This is a genomic window from Vreelandella lutescens, from assembly GCF_014640815.1.
GTDB classification, from domain to species: domain Bacteria; phylum Pseudomonadota; class Gammaproteobacteria; order Pseudomonadales; family Halomonadaceae; genus Vreelandella; species Vreelandella lutescens.
This window is the reverse complement of sequence record NZ_BMHM01000003.1, coordinates 645820-662264: the sequence shown is the minus strand read 5'-3', so window position 1 is coordinate 662264 and position 16445 is coordinate 645820. Positions and strand designations below refer to the sequence as shown.

Below are 16445 nucleotides of genomic sequence, written 5' to 3'. Positions count from 1 at the left end.
TCAAGCCGTATTCATAAGGATAGTGCTATGCAGCGTGTTTTCTTACCCTATGCGGGTCGTTTCGCTTTATTTGCTGCACTGAGCAGCGCAGCGGCAGCCAGTCATGCCGACGAATTGCCAGCCCCCGTTCAGGCACTTGCTGACCAGGGTTTAACGATTCATGGGCAGTTTGATGCGCCGGGCGGAATGCGTGGCTTTGGGGCTAGCGCGCAAGGGCAAGATATGGCGATTTATCTAACGCCTGATGGGGAGCACGCCATTATCGGCACGCTGTTCGACAGCGAAGGTAGCGACCTAACAGAAGCACAGCTAGATGAGCATGTACGGGCACCCTTAGAAGCTGAAACCTGGAAGCTGCTTGAAGAGAGCCGCTGGATTCAGGATGGCAACCCGGATGCTCCACGCATCATCTACACCTTCACCGACGCCAACTGCCCTTACTGCCGCCAGCTGTGGCAACAAACCCGCCCCTGGGTAGAGGCTGGCGAGGTTCAGCTGCGCCACATTATGGTCGGCATTCTCGCCCCTAATAGCCCTGCGTTAGCCGCCACGCTTCTCGGCGCTGACGATCCCTCCGCCGCCCTACACCGCCACAGTGAAGGCGATGAACTCTCCCCCAGCGCACAGCCACGGGATATCGAAGAGCAGGTCTACGCCAACAACCAACTCTTTGAAGAGCTAGGCCTCTACGCCACCCCCACCAGCGCTTTCCAACGTGAGGCTGAAGGCGGCACTGTTCGCATTGACCGAATCCAAGGCCTCCCCAGCCAAGAACGACTCATTGAGATGATGGGTAGCGAAGCGCCCTAACAAAATAAGTAAAAGGCCAATTCATTGGGCGACGGCGGCGATAGCCGCACTTAGCCTGCTGCCGTACTGGTGACCAAATCTTCGCGAGCTGAAGCTCCCTCCCACACCTGAATTTTGAGTCGTGAAAAGCTTGATGTGGGAGGCCAATTCATTGGGCGACGGCGGCGATAGCCGCCCTTAGCCTGCCGCAACACTGGTGCCTTCATCGTCGCGAGCTAAAGCCCCTCCCACACCTGAATTTTTGAGTGATGAAGAGCTTGATGTGGGAGGCCAATTCATTGGGCGACGGCGGCGATAGCCGCACTTAGCCTGCCGCCGTACTGGTGACCAAATCTTCGCGAGCTGAAGCTCCCTCCCACACCTGAATTTTGAGTCGTGAAAAGCTTGATGTGGGAGGCCAATTCATTGGGCGACGGCGGCGATAGCCGCCCTTAGCCTGCCGCAACACTGGTGCCTTCATCGTCGCGAGCTAAAGCCCCTCCCACACCTGAATTTTTGAGTGATGAAGAGCTTGATGTGGGAGGCCAATTCATTGGGCGACGGCGGCGATAGCCGCACTTAGCCTGCTGCCGTACTGGTGACCAAATCTTCGCGAGCTGAAGCTCCCTCCCACACCTGAATTTTGAGTCGTGAAAAGCTTGATGTGGGAGGCCAATTCATTGGGCGACGGCGGCGATAGCCGCCCTTAGCCTGCCGCAACACTGGTGCCTTCATCGTCGCGAGCTAAAGCCCCTCCCACACCTGAATTTTTGAGTGATGAAGAGCTTGATGTGGGAGGCCAATTTATTGGGCGATGGCGGCGGTAGCCGCCCTTAGCCTGCCGCCGCACTGGTGACCAAATCTTCGCGAGCTAAAGCTCCCTCCCACACCTGAATTTTTGAGTGATGAAGAGCTTGATGTGGGAGGCCAATTTATTGGGCGATGGCGGCAGTAGCCGCCCTTAGCCTGCCGCCGCACTGGTGACCAAATCTTCGCGAGCTAAAGCTCCCTCCCACAGAACATTCTACAAAGCATGTGCTAAGTTAATTAAAACTTTATAGGGAGCATAAAATGAACAGGAGCCACCTGCTTCGTCAAGGAAGGAACTCGATTCCGAATGCTCACTACTTAGTAACTGCAACGACTCACCGTCGTCAGCAGGTTTTTACTAATTTTGATAATGCCTGCTGCGCATCCAGGCATTTTTATCACCCTCGCGTGAGCGAGCTAGCGACAACTTTTGCTTTTGTTGTCATGCCAGACCATATCCACTGGCTAATTCAGCTAAACGGCGACCTATCTGAAGCTGTGCGACGTTATAAGACTTATGTATCGCTGAATATTGGCAAGCGTCTTTGGCAAGATGGCTTTCACGATCGAATGATCAAAGATGAAACATCACTTAGAGCAGCTGCAAGGTATATCGTCGCAAATCCTCTAAGAGCTAATTTGGTCGAAGATATAAGAAAGTACGGCTATTGGAATGCTGTTTGGCTATAAGTCACATCCTAGAAAACAAGTGTAAACAACCAGCTGTTTGTCGATTAGAAAAAAGCCAGATGTGGGAGGCCAATTTATTGGGCAACGGCGGCGTCAGCCGCCCTTAGCCTGCCGCAGCACTGGAGCCCACATCATCGCGAGCTGAAGCTCCTCCCACACCTGACTGCTTGAGGGGTGAAGAGCTAGATGTGGGAGGCCAATTTATTGGGCGACGGCGGCGTCAGCCGCCCTTAGCTTGCCGCAGCACTGGAGCCCACATCGTCGCGAGCTGAAGCTCCCTCCTACAACAGTCCTTACGTTCTCTCCTGCAAATGCGTTCAAGCTTACTCTTCAGAGAGATTTTCGAACCGGGGCATGCCGACGTTCCAGGGTTGGATGTCACCTTTCTCGCCAAAATTAGCGTGGTCGCCTAGCACATGGCCGTCATGCTCGCGGGTTTGGCCGTAGAGCGAGCGGTTGTGGAATGTGGGGCCGAAGCGCTCAGCGGTTTCTGCAACATCGCCGGTGTAGCGCGGGTCTTGGGGGCGCTCTTGGCTATTGATGTAGTAGGCAATATCCCACGCTTGCTGACCGGTTAACGAGCGCGGCTGGCCCAGTGGCATGTTTTGATAGATAAACCCAGCCATGGTTTCTACCCGTGCAATACCGGCCCCCCAGTTGTTGGAACCGTCGCCCCAAGGGGCGGGGAAGACATACTCGCCGCTTTCATAGTGCCCAGAGCCATCTTCCTGGTGGCAGATGGCGCAGTTTTCCTGATACGCCTCCTCACCTCTGGCATAGCTGGGTGCTTCAGGCTGCTCAGGTGCTGGGAAGCCACGCCCATAGATCGGCTTATCGGGGTACATCGGCGCGCCGGTGGCGAGCCACTGGTGGTAAGCGCTCAGCGCCAGCATTTCGTCGCTACCATACTCAGGCGGTGTGCCGTTCATGGAGTAGGCAAAGCAGCCTGCAATGCGCTCTTCCAGGTTGTTCACATGCTGATTTTTGCCGCGAAAATCGGGCAAGGTGATGGCGGCTGCCCACACCGGCGCGCTAAACGGTACGCGACCCTCTCCTAGGTGGCAGCTTGAGCAGTTCATATCGTTGTAAACGTACTCGCCTCTTAGCTGCTGGGTATTGGTGAAAAGGTCATGGCCGTAGCGAATGACTTTTTTAAGCTCTGGGTGAAGATCGGAGGCTTCCAGGTCTTCCATGGTGGGCGGCTCATGCACCAACTGATTCAGCGCGGCATCGGCCCGCTCCTCCTGCTGGGCAAACGCATGCGCGGCGTAGAAGCTTAATCCAGCACCCACCACCAGAACAGTACTGGATAGCGCGATTATTTTATGGCGACGGACAATGCTCATTGTGTGGCCTCCCCCTCAGCGGCGGGCTGAGTGGCGTACCACGCCGACACCGCCTGGATATCCTCTTCACTCATGCGTTTAGCAATCGCTCCCATAAGATTCTGTGGGTCGTTACTGCGTGAGTCGTTCTTCCAAGCGTTTAGCTGCGCACTGATATAGCCTGCATGCTGCCCCGCGATGCCTGGAAACGCCTCACCTACACCCCGCCCACCTGGGCCATGACAGCTTTGGCAGGACACAATATAGGCGTTCCAGTCGCCGCGTTCGGCAAGCCGTTGGCCGCGCGCTAGCAGCGCCTCATCGGCATTGTCACCGCCTTGGCCTGGCGTCGCAGGTAGTTGGCTGTAATACACCGCCCCATCGGCAATTTGCTGATCGTTGAGCATATTGGCGAACGTCATCATCGTGGCGTTCTGGCGCTCCCCGGATTTGAAATCGTGCAATTGCTTCGCGATATAGTCAGCATTTAAGCCAGCCAAACGCGGCCAGGATTCGCCACCAGGAATATTCATGCCTCCACCGTTGGCTTGGTGACAGGCTACACACGTCGCTGATGCCGCTTCACCCCGCGCGACATCACCCTCTTGCGCCATGCTAGTGTTCGCCATTAGGCAGGCCCCTAGCAGCAGGCTGAGCCTGCCCCCACGCACTATTTTCATACTCCCCCCTTATGCTTCTGTTGTTATGGTCTTACTGGTTTGAGCTGATACGGTGGGCACTCGCAAGTGTGCGCAAAAACCCCCAGTGGGTGCGTTTTCAAAACGAACATCCCCCCCGAAACGCTCTGTTATCGCGGCGACAATGGCCAATCCCAGCCCACTGCCCTGCTGTTTGCTGGCCCGCCAAAAACGCTGGGTCAGTTGAGCCAGCGTCTCTTCATCCACTCCTGGGCCCTGGTCGTGCACAGTGAAGGTAATGTCGCTGTGCGTTTGTTCAGCCGAGAGCGTAATGGGTGCATCTTTGGGCCCGTGATGTAGCGCGTTATCCACTAAATTTCGCAACGCCGTAATCGCAAGCTCCCTAGGCATCGCCAAATACGCCTCAGGCAGCGCTGCTTGCCACTGGCACTGGCCTTGAGCAGCGGCACTATCGGCAACAGCCAACTCGACAACCTGAGCCACATCGCTTGGCTCGCCATCATCAAAGCGCATGCGGCCCTCAACGCGGGCCAGCGTGAGCAGTTGGTCCAGGGTGTGGGCCAGACGCACGACGCCTGCCTCGGCATGCAGAAGGGCTTCTTGAGCAGCCAGGCCCTCCGCTCGCTGTGCGACTTGTAGGTGGGTTTTGATCGCGGTGAGCGGGGTGCGTAACTCATGGGCAGCGTCATTGGTAAAACGCTGCTCTCGCACCAGGGTTTGCTGCACCCGCCGTAATAAATTATTGAGCGTATCAATGAGGGGCTTGATCTCTTTCGGCACACCGTAAGTAGAGACCGGCGCCAACGCTTCCGGGTGGCGGCTTGCCAACGACGCCCGCAATCGAGAAAGCGGTGCCAAACCACGCCATACGCCTATCCACAACGCGATAAGGCTGCCGATTAATGCCACTACAAATGGCACAACGGCAACACGCACAATGCCGTTTAATAGCATATTGCGCTCATCCATTCGGTCGGCCGTAGTAATCACTAAACCGCCTCGCTCGTAGGTAAACACACGCCAGGTGGTATCGCCTTCTTGGCGGTAGGTATGGCCATGTCGCCCGGGTGCTAGGACGTCATCCATATTGGCGTGAGTGCGGGCGATAATCTCACCGCGTGGCGAGTGCACCTGGCAGGCCAACCCTTCAATAGGCGGAATGGAAAGCGTATTCATCAGGCTTTGCTCCCACACTTCTTCCGGCAATTGATGCACCAGCCCTGCCACCATTCGCGCCGACTGAGCCAATCTCTGGTCGAGGGTGGCCACGAATGTTTTCTGCAAATCGTTGAGCAACCAGGCAGCCGCAACGCCCCATAGCAAGGCCAGTGTTAACCCCAGCGTGAGCAGCAGGCGGGCGCGCAGACTCATCGCTGCCCCTTGGGCATTTGCCCCGGCACAAACACGGCTTCTGGCTTACCTAAGCGGTAACCCAAGCCGCGTACGGTCTCAATAATGCCGCTGCCTAACTTGCGCCGAAGATGATGAATATGGACATTGAGCGCGTTACTTTCGACATCGTCGCTTAGCCCGTAGAGGCTATCTTTGAGTTGATCGGCTGACAGCACGCTACGTGGGGCATGTAGGAAAGCCTCTAGCAGTACCAGCTCACGGCGTGAAAGTGCGATCAGCTCACCGGCTACCCATACTTCCCGCGCGGCAGGATCAAGCGTTAGCGCCCCGTGCACCGTCAGCCCTTGGCTGCGCCCAGCGACACGCCGCAACAAGGCATGCAGTCGCGCTACCAGCTCATCTAAATCGAAGGGCTTGATGAGGTAATCATCTGCGCCTCTTTGCAGCCCATCCACTCTGTCACGCACGGCATCCCTGGCAGTCAGCATGAGCACCGGCGTCGTAACGCCTTCATCTCGCCACGCGCTCAGTAGCGCTAGACCATCGCCATCGGGCAAGCCGCGGTCCAGAATCACCACGTCGCTGGCGACGCTTTGCATTGCCTGACGCGCTGCTTGCACCGAGGTCACGTGCTCCACCACGAAGTGGTACATCATTAGGCCAGAGCGAATACCCGAGGCCACCAGCGGATCATCTTCAATCAATAGGACGTGCATAGCGGTTTCCTTGTGATGGAAGCAGCATGACAAAAGCGCATTAACTAAGCGTTAAGCCACAAGGCAAAAGGATTGCGCCAGATCAAAAAAAGCGCCCTTACCGGGCGGCAAGGGCGTCGATCTTGTAAGCGCTGATAACTTAGCGGGAGATTCGCTGAGCGATAAACCAACCCAGCACCATCGCCGCCAGTAGCGCCAGCAGTGGCAGCGTTACCCCGCCAACAGACGCAATGGCAGGCCCAGGGCAGTAACCCGAGAGCCCCCAACCCACTCCAAACAGCGCTGCGCCGCCTAGCAGCTTGGCATCCAGCTCCTGCTTGGTTGGCAATTGGAATTTGGTGCTAAAAAGCGGCGTGCCGCGGGCGAAGACTAAGCGATAGCCCACAAAGGTGGTGCCCACGGCGGCTCCCAGTACAAACATCAGCGTTGGATCCCAGGCACCGGCAATATCCAAAAAACCGAGCACCCGTGCAGGGTCTGTCATCCCTGAAATCGCGAGTCCCAAACCAAACAGCAGGCCGGCGAGATATCCCGCTGCGGTTTTGACGACTGGCGTGCTCATACCCCACCTCCGATGACATGCCGTACCACATAGACCGTCGCGATGGCCGCCACCAGGAACGTTCCGGTAGCCGCCATAGACCGTGGCGCTAAACGCGCCAAGCCACACACGCCATGGCCACTGGTACAGCCACTGCCTAGCCCAGTGCCCAATCCCACCAAAAGCCCCGCGAGTAGCATTAGCGGCACGCCACCTGCGGGTTCACCAATCACTGCACCGGGCACGCCTGCCACGTTACCTAACCCACCCCCTACGGCCATTACCAGTAATGGGCCGCTAATTAGCCCGGCCAAAAACGCCACCCGCCAAGCACTGTCTCCTTTGGGGCGCTGAGTGATTAAGCCACCAATAATGCCGCTAATACCGGCAATGCGCCCTAGCGCTCCCATCAGCCACACCGCAGAGAGCCCAATCAGCACGCCACCTACCAGCCCTTGCAGGCTTGCCATCGCATTCACAAATCACTCCTTGTACGTTCTAACGCTTGGTTTTGCAGGTTGAAATCCCCAGCAGCGAGTAGAGTGGGCAGAAACTAAATAGCCCCGTCGCCAGCGGAATCACGCCGACCCAGCCCCATACGCCAATCGTGCCTGTTAGCGCCAGCACAATGAGCAGTGCGCCCACTGCAATACGCGCCATTTTGTCGAAGCCACCTACATTCGTTTTCATTGCTGGATACCTGCTGATTTAACGTTGCGCCACCCACCGCTCAAAACCGATTGAGCGGTACTTTTAAGTACACCTGCCCGTTGTCTTCAGCAGGCGGAAGTTCACCTGCCCGCATATTGATTTGAACCGAAGGAATAATCAGGCGCGGCATACCCAAGGTGGCGTCCCGTTCGGTACGCATCTTGACGAATGCCTCTTCACTGATGCCGTCATGCACATGAACGTTCGCTTGGCGCTGTTCAGCAACGTTGGTTTCATGCTGATAGCTTTCGCGCCCTGGCGCTTTGTAGTCGTGGCATAGAAACAGCCGCGTCTGCTCAGGCAGTGCCAATACTTTTTGAATAGAGTGGTAAAGCGTGCGGGCATCCCCGCCTGGAAAATCGCAGCGCGCCGTGCCGTAGTCCGGCATAAAGAGGGTGTCGCCCACAAACGCGGCGTCTCCTACCACATAGGTTAAACACGCCGGCGTGTGGCCCGGCGTATGAAGCACCCGCCCTTCTAGCGCACCAATAGTGAAGGTGTCACCTTCGTTAAAGAGTGCATCAAACTGGCTACCATCCCGTGCAAACTCGGTGCCTGCATTGAAAGCTTTGCCAAAAATTTCCTGCACGTCGACGATGTGCGCACCAATGCCTGTTTTGCCGCCCAGCTTGGTATGTAGGTACGGCGCGGCCGACAGGTGATCTGCATGCACATGGGTTTCTAATATCCATTCCACCTTAAGCCCTTTACCACGCACAAAGGCAATGATCTGCTCGGCAGAGCGGACGTCGGTGCGCCCGGCGGCGTAATCAAAATCGAGTACGGAGTCGATGATGGCGCACGCATCGCTAACGGGGTCTTGCACCACATAGCTAAACGTATTGGTGGGCTCATCGAAAAAGTGGGTGACGACAGGGCGTTGCATGGAGAGCCTCCTGTTGATGCCTGCTAACGTTCAGTCAGTATTTAGCAAGCATAGCGCATTTATAGTTATATATTTAGATCATTTTAGAATTTAAAGACACGAATTACCGTTCGTTTTTTCTTAGCTCCGACTAAGGTCGCAAGCATTTCGGCCGATAAAAGTAAGGGCTTACTTACTGATTGGATTTTTCACAGGGACACCATGAACCGTTTGACAACGACACAGAAACTTTGGAGCACGCTCGGCATCATTTGGGTGGCGATGCTACTGCTAGTGGGCTGGTTGGCGTGGGAGAACCGCCAAACCATCGAAAGTGAACGTCGCGACAGCATTGAGCATATCGTCAGCAGTGTTCATGGGCAGGTTGAAGCACTACAGGCACGCGCTGAGCGCGGCGAGTTAACAGAAGAAGAAGCGCAGCAGCGCGCGATTGATAATATTGCCAGCGTCAGCTTTGGCGACGGTGAGTATGTCTTCGCCTTTGATAACGCCTTGGCCATTGTGTCGCACCCCAATCGTCCTCGGGGTGAAGATATGAGCGCTTACCAAGATGCTAGTGGCATGCGCCTTTACGCCGCCTTTTTAGACGTAGCGCAGGCCGGAGGCGGTCATGTGGACTACTTCTCACGCCGCATTAGCGGTGACGACCAAGTACCCAAAGTGAGCTATGTGGCGCACTTACCCCAATGGGGCTGGTCGCTGGCCGCAGGCGTGTACGTAGATGATATCAACGCCGCCTTTATTGCTAGGTTGATTCGCTCAGCAATGATTCTGTTGGTCATTGGCGTGCCGGTCACACTACTGATGGGCTGGGTCATCCGTGATGTTGCCCGCCGGTTAGGTGGAGATCCTCGTTATGCGGCCACCGTGGTACGCCATATTGCCGATGGCGATTTGACCCAAGCAGCCACCCTCTCCGCCAACGATCAGCACAGCTTACTTTATGATATTAATCGTATGCGCGAGACCCTAGCCGACACTATTAGCGACATCCATCACGGCGCTGACCAAGTCAATAACGGGGTAGAGCAAATTGTAGGTGTCAACGAAGAGCTCTCTACCCGTACCGAAGAGCAGGCCGCCTCGCTTGCGGAAACTGCCTCCAGCATGGAACAGCTAACGGCAACAGTGAAGCAGAACGCTGAACATGCTGACCACGCCCGCACACTGGCTACCAAAACAGCAGAAAGCGCTCAACGCGGTAGCGATGCTATGGTGTCAGTGATCAATACCATGACCACCATTAACGACAGCGCGAGCCAAATGAGCAGCATCGTCAATACGATTGATGCCATCGCGTTCCAGACCAATATTCTGGCACTGAATGCCTCGGTGGAAGCAGCCCGCGCGGGTGAGCAAGGCCGTGGGTTTGCCGTAGTGGCCAACGAAGTTCGCCAGCTGGCTAGCCGCTCTGCGTCTGCTGCTCAAGAGATCAAAGGCTTGATTGAAAACGCCGATGCCCAAGTGGTCGAAGGCAGCCGCCAAGTCAAACACACAGGCGAGATGATTAACGGCGTGGTCAGTGATATTCAGCAGCTCAGTACGCTGGTACAGGAGATCTCGGCGGCCACCATCGAGCAAAGCAGCGGGATTGAGCAGGTGAACCAGGCCGTCACTCAGATGGACCAAATGACACAGCAAAATGCAGGCTTGGTACAGCAGAGCAACCATGCTACTCAGCAACTAGCGCACTTAAGTACTCAACTGCGCCAACTGGTGACGAACTTTAAGCTCAATAACACCGCTCGCCCACCGGCGATTGCCTCTGCCAATGCACCTGCCAAATCCTACACAGACGACTTTTAACCCAGTTTAGCCCCGCCTGACCTTTCAACGGGCGGGGCTTGCTACGTCCTAAATTCTAAGTTCTAAGTTCTACGGCCTACACCTTCCCCTGATTATCCAGCTCTACCGCCTCATGCATGCGCGCCAATATATCCGGCACGGCCGCCTGTACACGGTTCCAGCTAGGGATAAAGGGCCGTTCACGGGGGTTATCTAAAAACAAGTTGCCTGCTTCCAGCAAGTTGCTGGCAAACAGTTCTACCGCCTGCTCTTCGCAGTGGCGATCTAAACTCAACCCATTCATGGTGGCGTCGTGGTCGTAAGCTTCGATCAAATCGAGCGCTAAGCGGTAATAAGTTGCTTTTAGTGTGCGGAAGTCTTCACTGCTAAAGCTCACTCCTTGAGTCGCCAGCTTACGGTACAGCGCTTTGGCGATATCCAGACTCATGCGGTTCAGGCCACCATTGGCATCATCTTCGCTGACGGGCTGGTGCTTGTGGTCGTAAGCATCGGCAATATCGACCTGACAGAGCTGGCGGTGAGAGTAGTTACGCTGCAGTTCAGACAGCACTCCGATCTCCAGGCCCCAGTCGGCGGGGATACGTATGCCTTCCAGCACATCGCTACGCATCGCAAACTCCCCAGAAAGCGGGTATCGGAAACTGTCTAAGTAGTCCAGGTAAGGCAATGGCCCGCATACGGTTTTGAGCGCTCGCAGCAGCGGCGTCACCATCAGCCGAGATACCCGGCCATTGAGCTTTCCTTCCGCAATGCGCGGGTAATAGCCTTTGCAAAAACTGTAATTAAACCGCGGATGAGCCACGGGGTACATGAGCCGTGCCAGCAGGCTGCGGTCATAAGTGAGAATATCGCAGTCGTGTAGCCCCACGACAGAAGAGCGGCCTGACGCTAGCACGTACCCGGCGCAGTACCACACATTGCGCCCTTTGCCTGGCTCCAGCGCGCCCAGACCATGACTCTCCAATTCGGCATCCAGCTCACGCAACCGCGGGCCGTCGTTCCATAAAATACGAGTGTGTTGGGGAAGGCGTGAGAAAAACTCACGGGCGTACAGAAACTGTTCGCGGTCGGCACGATCTAGACCGATCACAATTTCATTAAGGTAAGGCACCTTTACCAGTTCATCGACAATCGCAGAGAGTGCAGGGCCTTCCAGCTCGGAAAATAGCGACGGTAGTATCAGCCCCATCGGTCGGCGTTTAGCAAACTGACTCAGTTCCTGTTCCAGCGCTTCCACTGGGCGGCGGGTAAGGTTATGGAAATCGGTGATAACGCCATTTTGATGAAAATCACTCATACGCTAATCCCCTCATTGGTTAGGCCATGGCAGACGTTTGCAGTGGTGCCGCCGCTAATCGGCGGTCGTCTCGCCCCCACCAGTGGGCCACCCCCTCGGCCCAGCCCGTAGGCCCGGTTTCCTGCGTGCGATAAAGCGCGGTGTTTGTAGGTGTGACCGTTAAGTCGTGGCAGCCTTTGATCACGACGGCCTGATCGACGGCATTGAGCATGGAAATGTCGTTGGGACCATCACCCAATCCCAATGCAAGCGGCGTACGCCCACGTAACGCTGTAAAGCGTTTAATGAGCCAGTCAACGGCGCTCCCTTTATCAGAGGCTTTGCCCATCACATGCCAAAAACGACCGCCTTGCGTTAGCGTCAAACCATCCCCTTCAAGCGCTAAACGAAAGTTTGCCAGCGCGGCCTCATCGTCTTGCCAAATCAAAGGCTCACTACCCTCACGCTTGCGGGCTGCCTTAGCACGGGGTTCATCTAACCCCGTGAGCGACATGACATCGCGAATGTCCAATTCGCTCATGCGGGTAAAACGTACGCCTAGACGATGACGCCAAACGTTCAGTCGGGCGCGGATAAATCCAACGTCAACACCGGTGTGCTTCACCACCACGCCATCCAAACCGCTGCCAGGACGGTCTAAGCGGGCATGACACCACCCCGGCGGCAAACCAATAACGGCACCGTTTTCAGCAACAAACGGCGTGGCCGTCAGGCCTAACGCCTCACGTAGAGAAATAAGTTCGGCACGCGTTTTACTGGTGACCGGTATCACGGGGACGCCTAGCTGCTTTAGACGCGCAAGCCAGGGCGCTGCCGGAGAGAAGTCATAACTGTGGTGGTCAAGCAGAGAGCCGTCTAAGTCGGTAACCACCAAGCGGGGCTGCAGGGCCGGGTCGGCAGCGCTCCCCGTTAGCGGATCGAGATCAAGCAGCTCCGGGTGAGCGCGTGTAGTGCGGGTGTGTTCTGTCATGGCACCACCTTATTACTATCTTAATCACTATCTTAAAAGCCGTTATGCTGGCGTCTTGTTCAGATAAGCAATAAAGCAGAATGCATGCCAATGATTTTTAAACAATTAAAATCAAATACTTAAAATAAAAACTAACGCTTATTCATTCGGAGCACCAAAATAGCGCACCTATAAAGCACCATTTAAGTGCACACCACCCGCACTCCCCTTACCAGTGTCGGAAAGGAAATTTGCAAAAAAAGTAAACAATGCCTTGGCAAACCCTCATAAATAGCTATACTCGAATTGTACCCACTGACAACCTTGTACACCCCCTCACCTGATGTCAGTGGGCTGCAGTGAGCCAAGCCCTTTCATGCCCGCCACCCCCGGCGGGCTTTTTTTATGCTGTATCTATCGCCTTATACAAAAGCGTTGTTCATTGCTTGATGCCACCTATTGAGCATGAATGACCACCTCCACTCGGCGATTACGCGCACGCCCCTCGGCGGTGCTGTTATCTTCCAAGGGTTGAGTGGCGGCTAACCCTACGGCTCGCAAGCGTTCAGCGGCCACACCCGCCGCTTCCAAGGCTTCAACAATGGCAATAGCACGTGCGCTGGAGAGCGCCCAGTTAGAGGAGAACTCTGGGGTGTTAATACTTTGGCTATCAGAGTGGCCTTCTACCCATACTTCGCCATCGTAGCGCTGAATGGTTTCCAGTAGGCTACCCACCAGTGATGAGCCGCCTTCAGTCAGCTCGGCCGTCGCAGAGGGGAACAGCAACCTGTCTTGCACGCGCAAGCTGATGCCCTCAGCCACCCTCGAAACTTCTACCCCTTCCAAATTGGGTAAATAGGGCGAGGTCTCCACCCGTTCAGAAAGCTGGGCATCCAATGCCAGGGCGCTACTGATCGCCTCATCGCTAACTGCCTGTACATTTACCGGGGGACGATCGGTCAGCAGTACCATGTAATCTGCCAAGGGCGCGACGGCAACCTCCTCATCCACACGTACTAGCGGAGTAGGTAGCGTAGAAGTGGGTGATGGAGAGGGTAAGCGCTCCACTAGCGATGCCACCAACGGTGGCTCTAATTCCGGAGTGGGCTCCTCTGCTGCTGGCAGTGCCAATAAAGGAGGTACAAGGGGAGCAGCGGCAGGTCGAGGAGGCAATCCAGCCACTCCTAGTGCGGCGCTCACGGCCATCGGACTAAGGCTGCCTGGCACCGTCACCAGCGCTGCACTTCGCTGCTGGCGGCGCTCTTCCAACATAGCGGGTAAAGGCACTTCTAACGGTGCTGTTAGGCTCTCGCTTGTGTCAGTCTCAGCCGTCTCAGGTGACCAGTCTGGGCTTGTCACCCCCGCTGCGGCAATAATAATGACAAATAGCGCCACCAGCAGCGTCATGATATCGATATAGCTAATCATCCAACCATTGTTGCTATCATCTTCTGGGTAGGTAGACAAAAGTGAGTCATGACGTGGGCCGCTGCGGTGGTCTTCAAGCATGGGGGTGATTACTCATTCAAGTTTTTAACCTCGTGGCCGATTTATGCTAAGCATGGCAAACTAGTCTATCAAAAAGCCGTTTAGTAGCGATAAGGAACTACCAGGTGCGCACTCGTCCTATGTCACTCCCCATTGCCCATTTTTTACGCCCCGTTGGCCTGGGACTTGCTAGCCTGATGCTCAGCGGCTGTTTTTATGCCAGCACCTCGCAAGCGCCCATTGCCACTACCTATCCTTACACTGAACAACAGCGTATGCAGGCGGCCCAACATTGGGAAGTGCTCGCACAGCACGAAGCAGCCGGTATTTTAGGCAGTGAGCGGGTACGCTTTCGTGATTTGCATATCGCAGCCCCTGAGCACGAGCAATATGGCTCATACTACAGCGGTGGAGAATTCGAGCGCGGTTTTAGAACGCTATTAACCAGCGAGCTGGTTTCTCGTGGCGGCAGTGTAACGACCCAGCCACGGGCCAATGGTGCTCTAATACAAATTGATGTAGAAGTGGTCGCCCATCGGGATCGAGGATATACCCGCCCGCCTTTTGGCGCATACACCGCCCTAGCGAGCGGTATTGCCGTTGCCAGCATTCCACTGGGCAACTGGAGTGAACCTGCACTTGCGCTCATTCCAGCGGCGATGGTGGCAGATACCACCAGCGGCAGTTGGACACCTAAAGGGAATGAGGAAATCATCATTACGACGCAAATAGTGGAACAGGATCAGATTCTCTACTCCTCTTCCAACATCTATTACATTAATGCAGGTGACCGCCGCCAATACGCGCCTCACCGGGTTCCTCAAGCCCCCACCACGCCAACCGTTTCTATCACCGATACTTGGTAACATTTATGTCCTTACAATCTCTGTTTGTGTCGTCATCAGCGCGCGTCTTTCGCTTGGGGGCTTTTGCTACCCTCTGCTTGGCAATGCTGGCAGGCTGTTCGACGCTAGGTAATAACGCCCAGCCCCAGGAGCCAAAGCCAGATCTGTCTGAACTCGCCCATCAAGCGGCTCAGCAAATGGTCGCTAACAATCCTGATTTAACGCGCTATAGCCCGATGATAGCCGCCACCTTTGTGAGTATCGACAACCTTACCCAATCCTCCACCTTTGGCCGTATCAGTTCTGAGATTATGGCATCGGCCTTGGCCCAGCAGGGGATGCAGGTTCGCGAAGTAAAAATGCGCGACAGCATGTTTATTGAAGAGAGCGTGGGTGAACTTATTCTCTCTCGTCAGGTTCAACGTTTAAGCTCTCAGCATAATGCTCGCTCAATTTTGATGGGTACGTACGCCCAAGGGCAGGACGCGCTTTATGTGAGCGCCCGAGTGGTTCGCGCAGGCGATGCTATGGTGCTGGGCAGCGCAGACTTCCAGCTTCCGCTGGATAATAATATGCGCAGTTTATTAGAGGCTCAGGGCGGCTGGTAATCTATAGGCTCGCCAGCCAATGACAGTCTGAAAGCCTAGCGATACGCTAGGCTTTTCATTTGCTTAATGAAAGGACGACTATGTCTGCACGTCGGCGTAACAGTAAACCACACATTGTGGCCGTCAGTCGGGTCATCAAGCTATTTGCTAACGTTACCAAAGTATTGAGCTATGGGTTCCACGCACTCTTTCCCAACAAGCGTTTTACGCTGCCAGAACGTGCGGCCCCCTGGCTACCCGCCAATCAAGATACCGTCATCCCTCGTATTATTTGGCAAACCAACTTTACCAATAAGGTGACGCTGCCGGTTTATCTCAATTATCTCTTTAACCGTCTGATGGCACCGCGCTTTGAGTATCGTTTCATGATCACCCAAGCGCGCCATGACTTTATAGAGCAGCACTTTGACCCTGCGTGGCTCGAGAGCTACGACAAACTGCAAATTGGTGCCGCTCAGGCCGATTTTTGGCGGCTATTGGCGCTTTATAAGCATGGCGGCGTTTACCTAGACATCGACGCCCATGCCATCTGGCCATTAGGCCGGGTAGTACCAGCAAATATTGACGAATTATATGTGACGACCCGCAAGGGCGAGCTGAGCAACTACTTTATTGCCAGCCGTCCTGGCAATCCCAATGTGCTTAAATTAATTGAGCAGGTACATCGCAACATTGAGGAGAATCAGCTGACTAATGTGTTCGAGTTAACGGGGCCTGGGGTGTTTATTAAGCTGCTGGATCAAGAGCACGTGCAGACCGTCTCTTATCGCCACGCTTGCAATCAAGGCAGCTTCACTAATGAACACTTTCAGTACATTGATAAAAAAGCGGGGAAATGGACCAAGGAGCAGCAAAAAGTCAGCATTATTCGCCAAGATCCTCCTTCCACGTCTTAATGCACAGCACCGGCTGCCGCTCACCACTAAGCCATAAAAAAGCGCTAGCCTTTACAGGCTAGCGCTTTTTACTAGG

17 protein-coding genes are annotated in these 16445 nt (G+C 55.2%); 6 read left to right on the top strand and 11 right to left on the bottom strand.

The window, feature by feature from the left end; all coding sequences use genetic code 11:
* Positions 1-27: 27 nt before the first annotated feature.
* Entirely contained in the window at positions 28-810 is a 783-nt protein-coding gene (gene dsbG, locus IEW65_RS10565; RefSeq protein ID WP_188639424.1) for a thiol:disulfide interchange protein DsbG, read from the top strand.
* A 1050-nt stretch (positions 811-1860) separates the two neighbouring features.
* Positions 1861-2289, top strand: coding sequence for an REP-associated tyrosine transposase (locus tag IEW65_RS10560; RefSeq protein ID WP_188639423.1), 429 nt, complete (start codon positions 1861-1863; stop codon positions 2287-2289).
* Between the two features lie 323 nt (positions 2290-2612).
* On the opposite strand, the gene IEW65_RS10555 is transcribed toward IEW65_RS10560, so the two are convergent.
* The 8 genes from IEW65_RS10555 to IEW65_RS10520 all read right to left on the bottom strand — a co-directional run bounded on the left by IEW65_RS10555 (position 2613) and on the right by IEW65_RS10520 (position 8480).
* Positions 2613-3635, bottom strand: coding sequence for a c-type cytochrome (locus tag IEW65_RS10555; RefSeq protein WP_188639422.1), 1023 nt, complete (start codon positions 3633-3635; stop codon positions 2613-2615).
* Positions 3632-4294 (bottom strand): c-type cytochrome, encoded by a 663-nt coding sequence (locus tag IEW65_RS10550; RefSeq protein WP_188639421.1) that lies wholly within the window; start codon positions 4292-4294, stop codon positions 3632-3634. Before IEW65_RS10550 ends, IEW65_RS10555 begins: the two co-directional genes overlap by 4 nt.
* Positions 4295-4303: 9 nt before the next feature.
* Complete coding sequence (locus IEW65_RS10545) at positions 4304-5644, bottom strand: ATP-binding protein (protein WP_188639420.1); 1341 nt, start codon at positions 5642-5644, stop codon at positions 4304-4306.
* A complete protein-coding gene (locus IEW65_RS10540; protein ID WP_188639419.1) occupies positions 5641-6342 on the bottom strand; it encodes a response regulator in 702 nt (233 codons plus the stop codon). The genes IEW65_RS10545 and IEW65_RS10540 overlap by 4 nt, the downstream gene beginning before the upstream one ends.
* A 139-nt stretch (positions 6343-6481) precedes the next feature.
* On the bottom strand, positions 6482-6904 hold the full coding sequence (locus IEW65_RS10535) for a DUF6691 family protein (RefSeq protein WP_188639418.1): 423 nt from the start codon (positions 6902-6904) through the stop codon (positions 6482-6484).
* Positions 6901-7353 carry a YeeE/YedE family protein gene (locus tag IEW65_RS10530; protein ID WP_422822614.1) on the bottom strand — a complete coding sequence of 151 codons (453 nt, stop codon included), beginning with the start codon at positions 7351-7353 and terminating at the stop codon, positions 6901-6903. The genes IEW65_RS10535 and IEW65_RS10530 overlap by 4 nt, the downstream gene beginning before the upstream one ends.
* A gap of 28 nt (positions 7354-7381) precedes the next feature.
* Positions 7382-7573: a YgaP family membrane protein gene (locus IEW65_RS10525; RefSeq protein WP_188639416.1), complete on the bottom strand. Its 192-nt coding sequence runs from the start codon at positions 7571-7573 to the stop codon at positions 7382-7384.
* Between the two features lie 40 nt (positions 7574-7613).
* A complete protein-coding gene (locus IEW65_RS10520; RefSeq protein WP_188639415.1) occupies positions 7614-8480 on the bottom strand; it encodes an MBL fold metallo-hydrolase in 867 nt (288 codons plus the stop codon).
* 201 nt (positions 8481-8681) lie between these two features.
* Between IEW65_RS10520 and IEW65_RS10515 the strand changes: the two genes are divergently transcribed.
* Positions 8682-10286, top strand: a complete 1605-nt coding sequence (locus tag IEW65_RS10515) for a methyl-accepting chemotaxis protein (RefSeq protein ID WP_188639414.1) — start codon at positions 8682-8684, stop codon at positions 10284-10286.
* A 76-nt stretch (positions 10287-10362) separates the two neighbouring features.
* On the opposite strand, the gene IEW65_RS10510 is transcribed toward IEW65_RS10515, so the two are convergent.
* The 3 genes from IEW65_RS10510 to IEW65_RS10500 all read right to left on the bottom strand — a co-directional run bounded on the left by IEW65_RS10510 (position 10363) and on the right by IEW65_RS10500 (position 14041).
* Positions 10363-11583, bottom strand: coding sequence for a glycosyltransferase family protein (locus tag IEW65_RS10510; protein WP_188639413.1), 1221 nt, complete (start codon positions 11581-11583; stop codon positions 10363-10365).
* A gap of 19 nt (positions 11584-11602) precedes the next feature.
* The gene (locus IEW65_RS10505) at positions 11603-12553 is read right to left on the bottom strand and encodes an HAD-IIB family hydrolase (RefSeq protein ID WP_188639412.1); all 951 of its coding nucleotides are present in this window, start codon (positions 12551-12553) and stop codon (positions 11603-11605) included.
* Between the two features lie 435 nt (positions 12554-12988).
* A complete protein-coding gene (locus IEW65_RS10500; protein WP_188639411.1) occupies positions 12989-14041 on the bottom strand; it encodes an OmpA family protein in 1053 nt (350 codons plus the stop codon).
* Positions 14042-14160: 119 nt separating this feature from the next.
* Here IEW65_RS10500 and IEW65_RS10495 point away from each other — a divergent pair, with 119 nt between their 5' ends.
* The 3 genes from IEW65_RS10495 (at position 14161) to IEW65_RS10485 (ending at position 16369) form a co-directional block, all read left to right on the top strand.
* Positions 14161-14886, top strand: a complete 726-nt coding sequence (locus IEW65_RS10495) for a hypothetical protein (protein ID WP_188639472.1) — start codon at positions 14161-14163, stop codon at positions 14884-14886.
* Between the two features lie 5 nt (positions 14887-14891).
* Entirely contained in the window at positions 14892-15473 is a 582-nt protein-coding gene (locus IEW65_RS10490; protein ID WP_188639410.1) for a FlgO family outer membrane protein, read from the top strand.
* Between the two features lie 80 nt (positions 15474-15553).
* Positions 15554-16369 carry a glycosyltransferase family 32 protein gene (locus tag IEW65_RS10485; protein WP_188639409.1) on the top strand — a complete coding sequence of 272 codons (816 nt, stop codon included), beginning with the start codon at positions 15554-15556 and terminating at the stop codon, positions 16367-16369.
* Positions 16370-16445: the final 76 nt, after the last annotated feature.

Coding starts and splice junctions, on each gene's coding strand:
- IEW65_RS10545 (WP_188639420.1), bottom strand. CDS start 5,644: ATGAGTCTGCGCGCCCGCCTGCTGCTCACGCTGGGGTTAACACTGGCC.
- IEW65_RS10510 (WP_188639413.1), bottom strand. CDS start 11,583: ATGAGTGATTTTCATCAAAATGGCGTTATCACCGATTTCCATAACCTT.
- IEW65_RS10515 (WP_188639414.1), top strand. CDS start 8,682: ATGAACCGTTTGACAACGACACAGAAACTTTGGAGCACGCTCGGCATC.
- IEW65_RS10485 (WP_188639409.1), top strand. CDS start 15,554: ATGTCTGCACGTCGGCGTAACAGTAAACCACACATTGTGGCCGTCAGT.
- IEW65_RS10555 (WP_188639422.1), bottom strand. CDS start 3,635: ATGAGCATTGTCCGTCGCCATAAAATAATCGCGCTATCCAGTACTGTT.
- IEW65_RS10490 (WP_188639410.1), top strand. CDS start 14,892: ATGTCCTTACAATCTCTGTTTGTGTCGTCATCAGCGCGCGTCTTTCGC.
- IEW65_RS10495 (WP_188639472.1), top strand. CDS start 14,161: ATGTCACTCCCCATTGCCCATTTTTTACGCCCCGTTGGCCTGGGACTT.
- IEW65_RS10505 (WP_188639412.1), bottom strand. CDS start 12,553: ATGACAGAACACACCCGCACTACACGCGCTCACCCGGAGCTGCTTGAT.
- IEW65_RS10530 (WP_422822614.1), bottom strand. CDS start 7,353: ATGGCAAGCCTGCAAGGGCTGGTAGGTGGCGTGCTGATTGGGCTCTCT.
- IEW65_RS10520 (WP_188639415.1), bottom strand. CDS start 8,480: ATGCAACGCCCTGTCGTCACCCACTTTTTCGATGAGCCCACCAATACG.
- IEW65_RS10535 (WP_188639418.1), bottom strand. CDS start 6,904: ATGAGCACGCCAGTCGTCAAAACCGCAGCGGGATATCTCGCCGGCCTG.
- IEW65_RS10550 (WP_188639421.1), bottom strand. CDS start 4,294: ATGAAAATAGTGCGTGGGGGCAGGCTCAGCCTGCTGCTAGGGGCCTGC.
- IEW65_RS10500 (WP_188639411.1), bottom strand. CDS start 14,041: ATGCTTGAAGACCACCGCAGCGGCCCACGTCATGACTCACTTTTGTCT.
- dsbG (WP_188639424.1), top strand. CDS start 28: ATGCAGCGTGTTTTCTTACCCTATGCGGGTCGTTTCGCTTTATTTGCT.
- IEW65_RS10560 (WP_188639423.1), top strand. CDS start 1,861: ATGAACAGGAGCCACCTGCTTCGTCAAGGAAGGAACTCGATTCCGAAT.
- IEW65_RS10525 (WP_188639416.1), bottom strand. CDS start 7,573: ATGAAAACGAATGTAGGTGGCTTCGACAAAATGGCGCGTATTGCAGTG.
- IEW65_RS10540 (WP_188639419.1), bottom strand. CDS start 6,342: ATGCACGTCCTATTGATTGAAGATGATCCGCTGGTGGCCTCGGGTATT.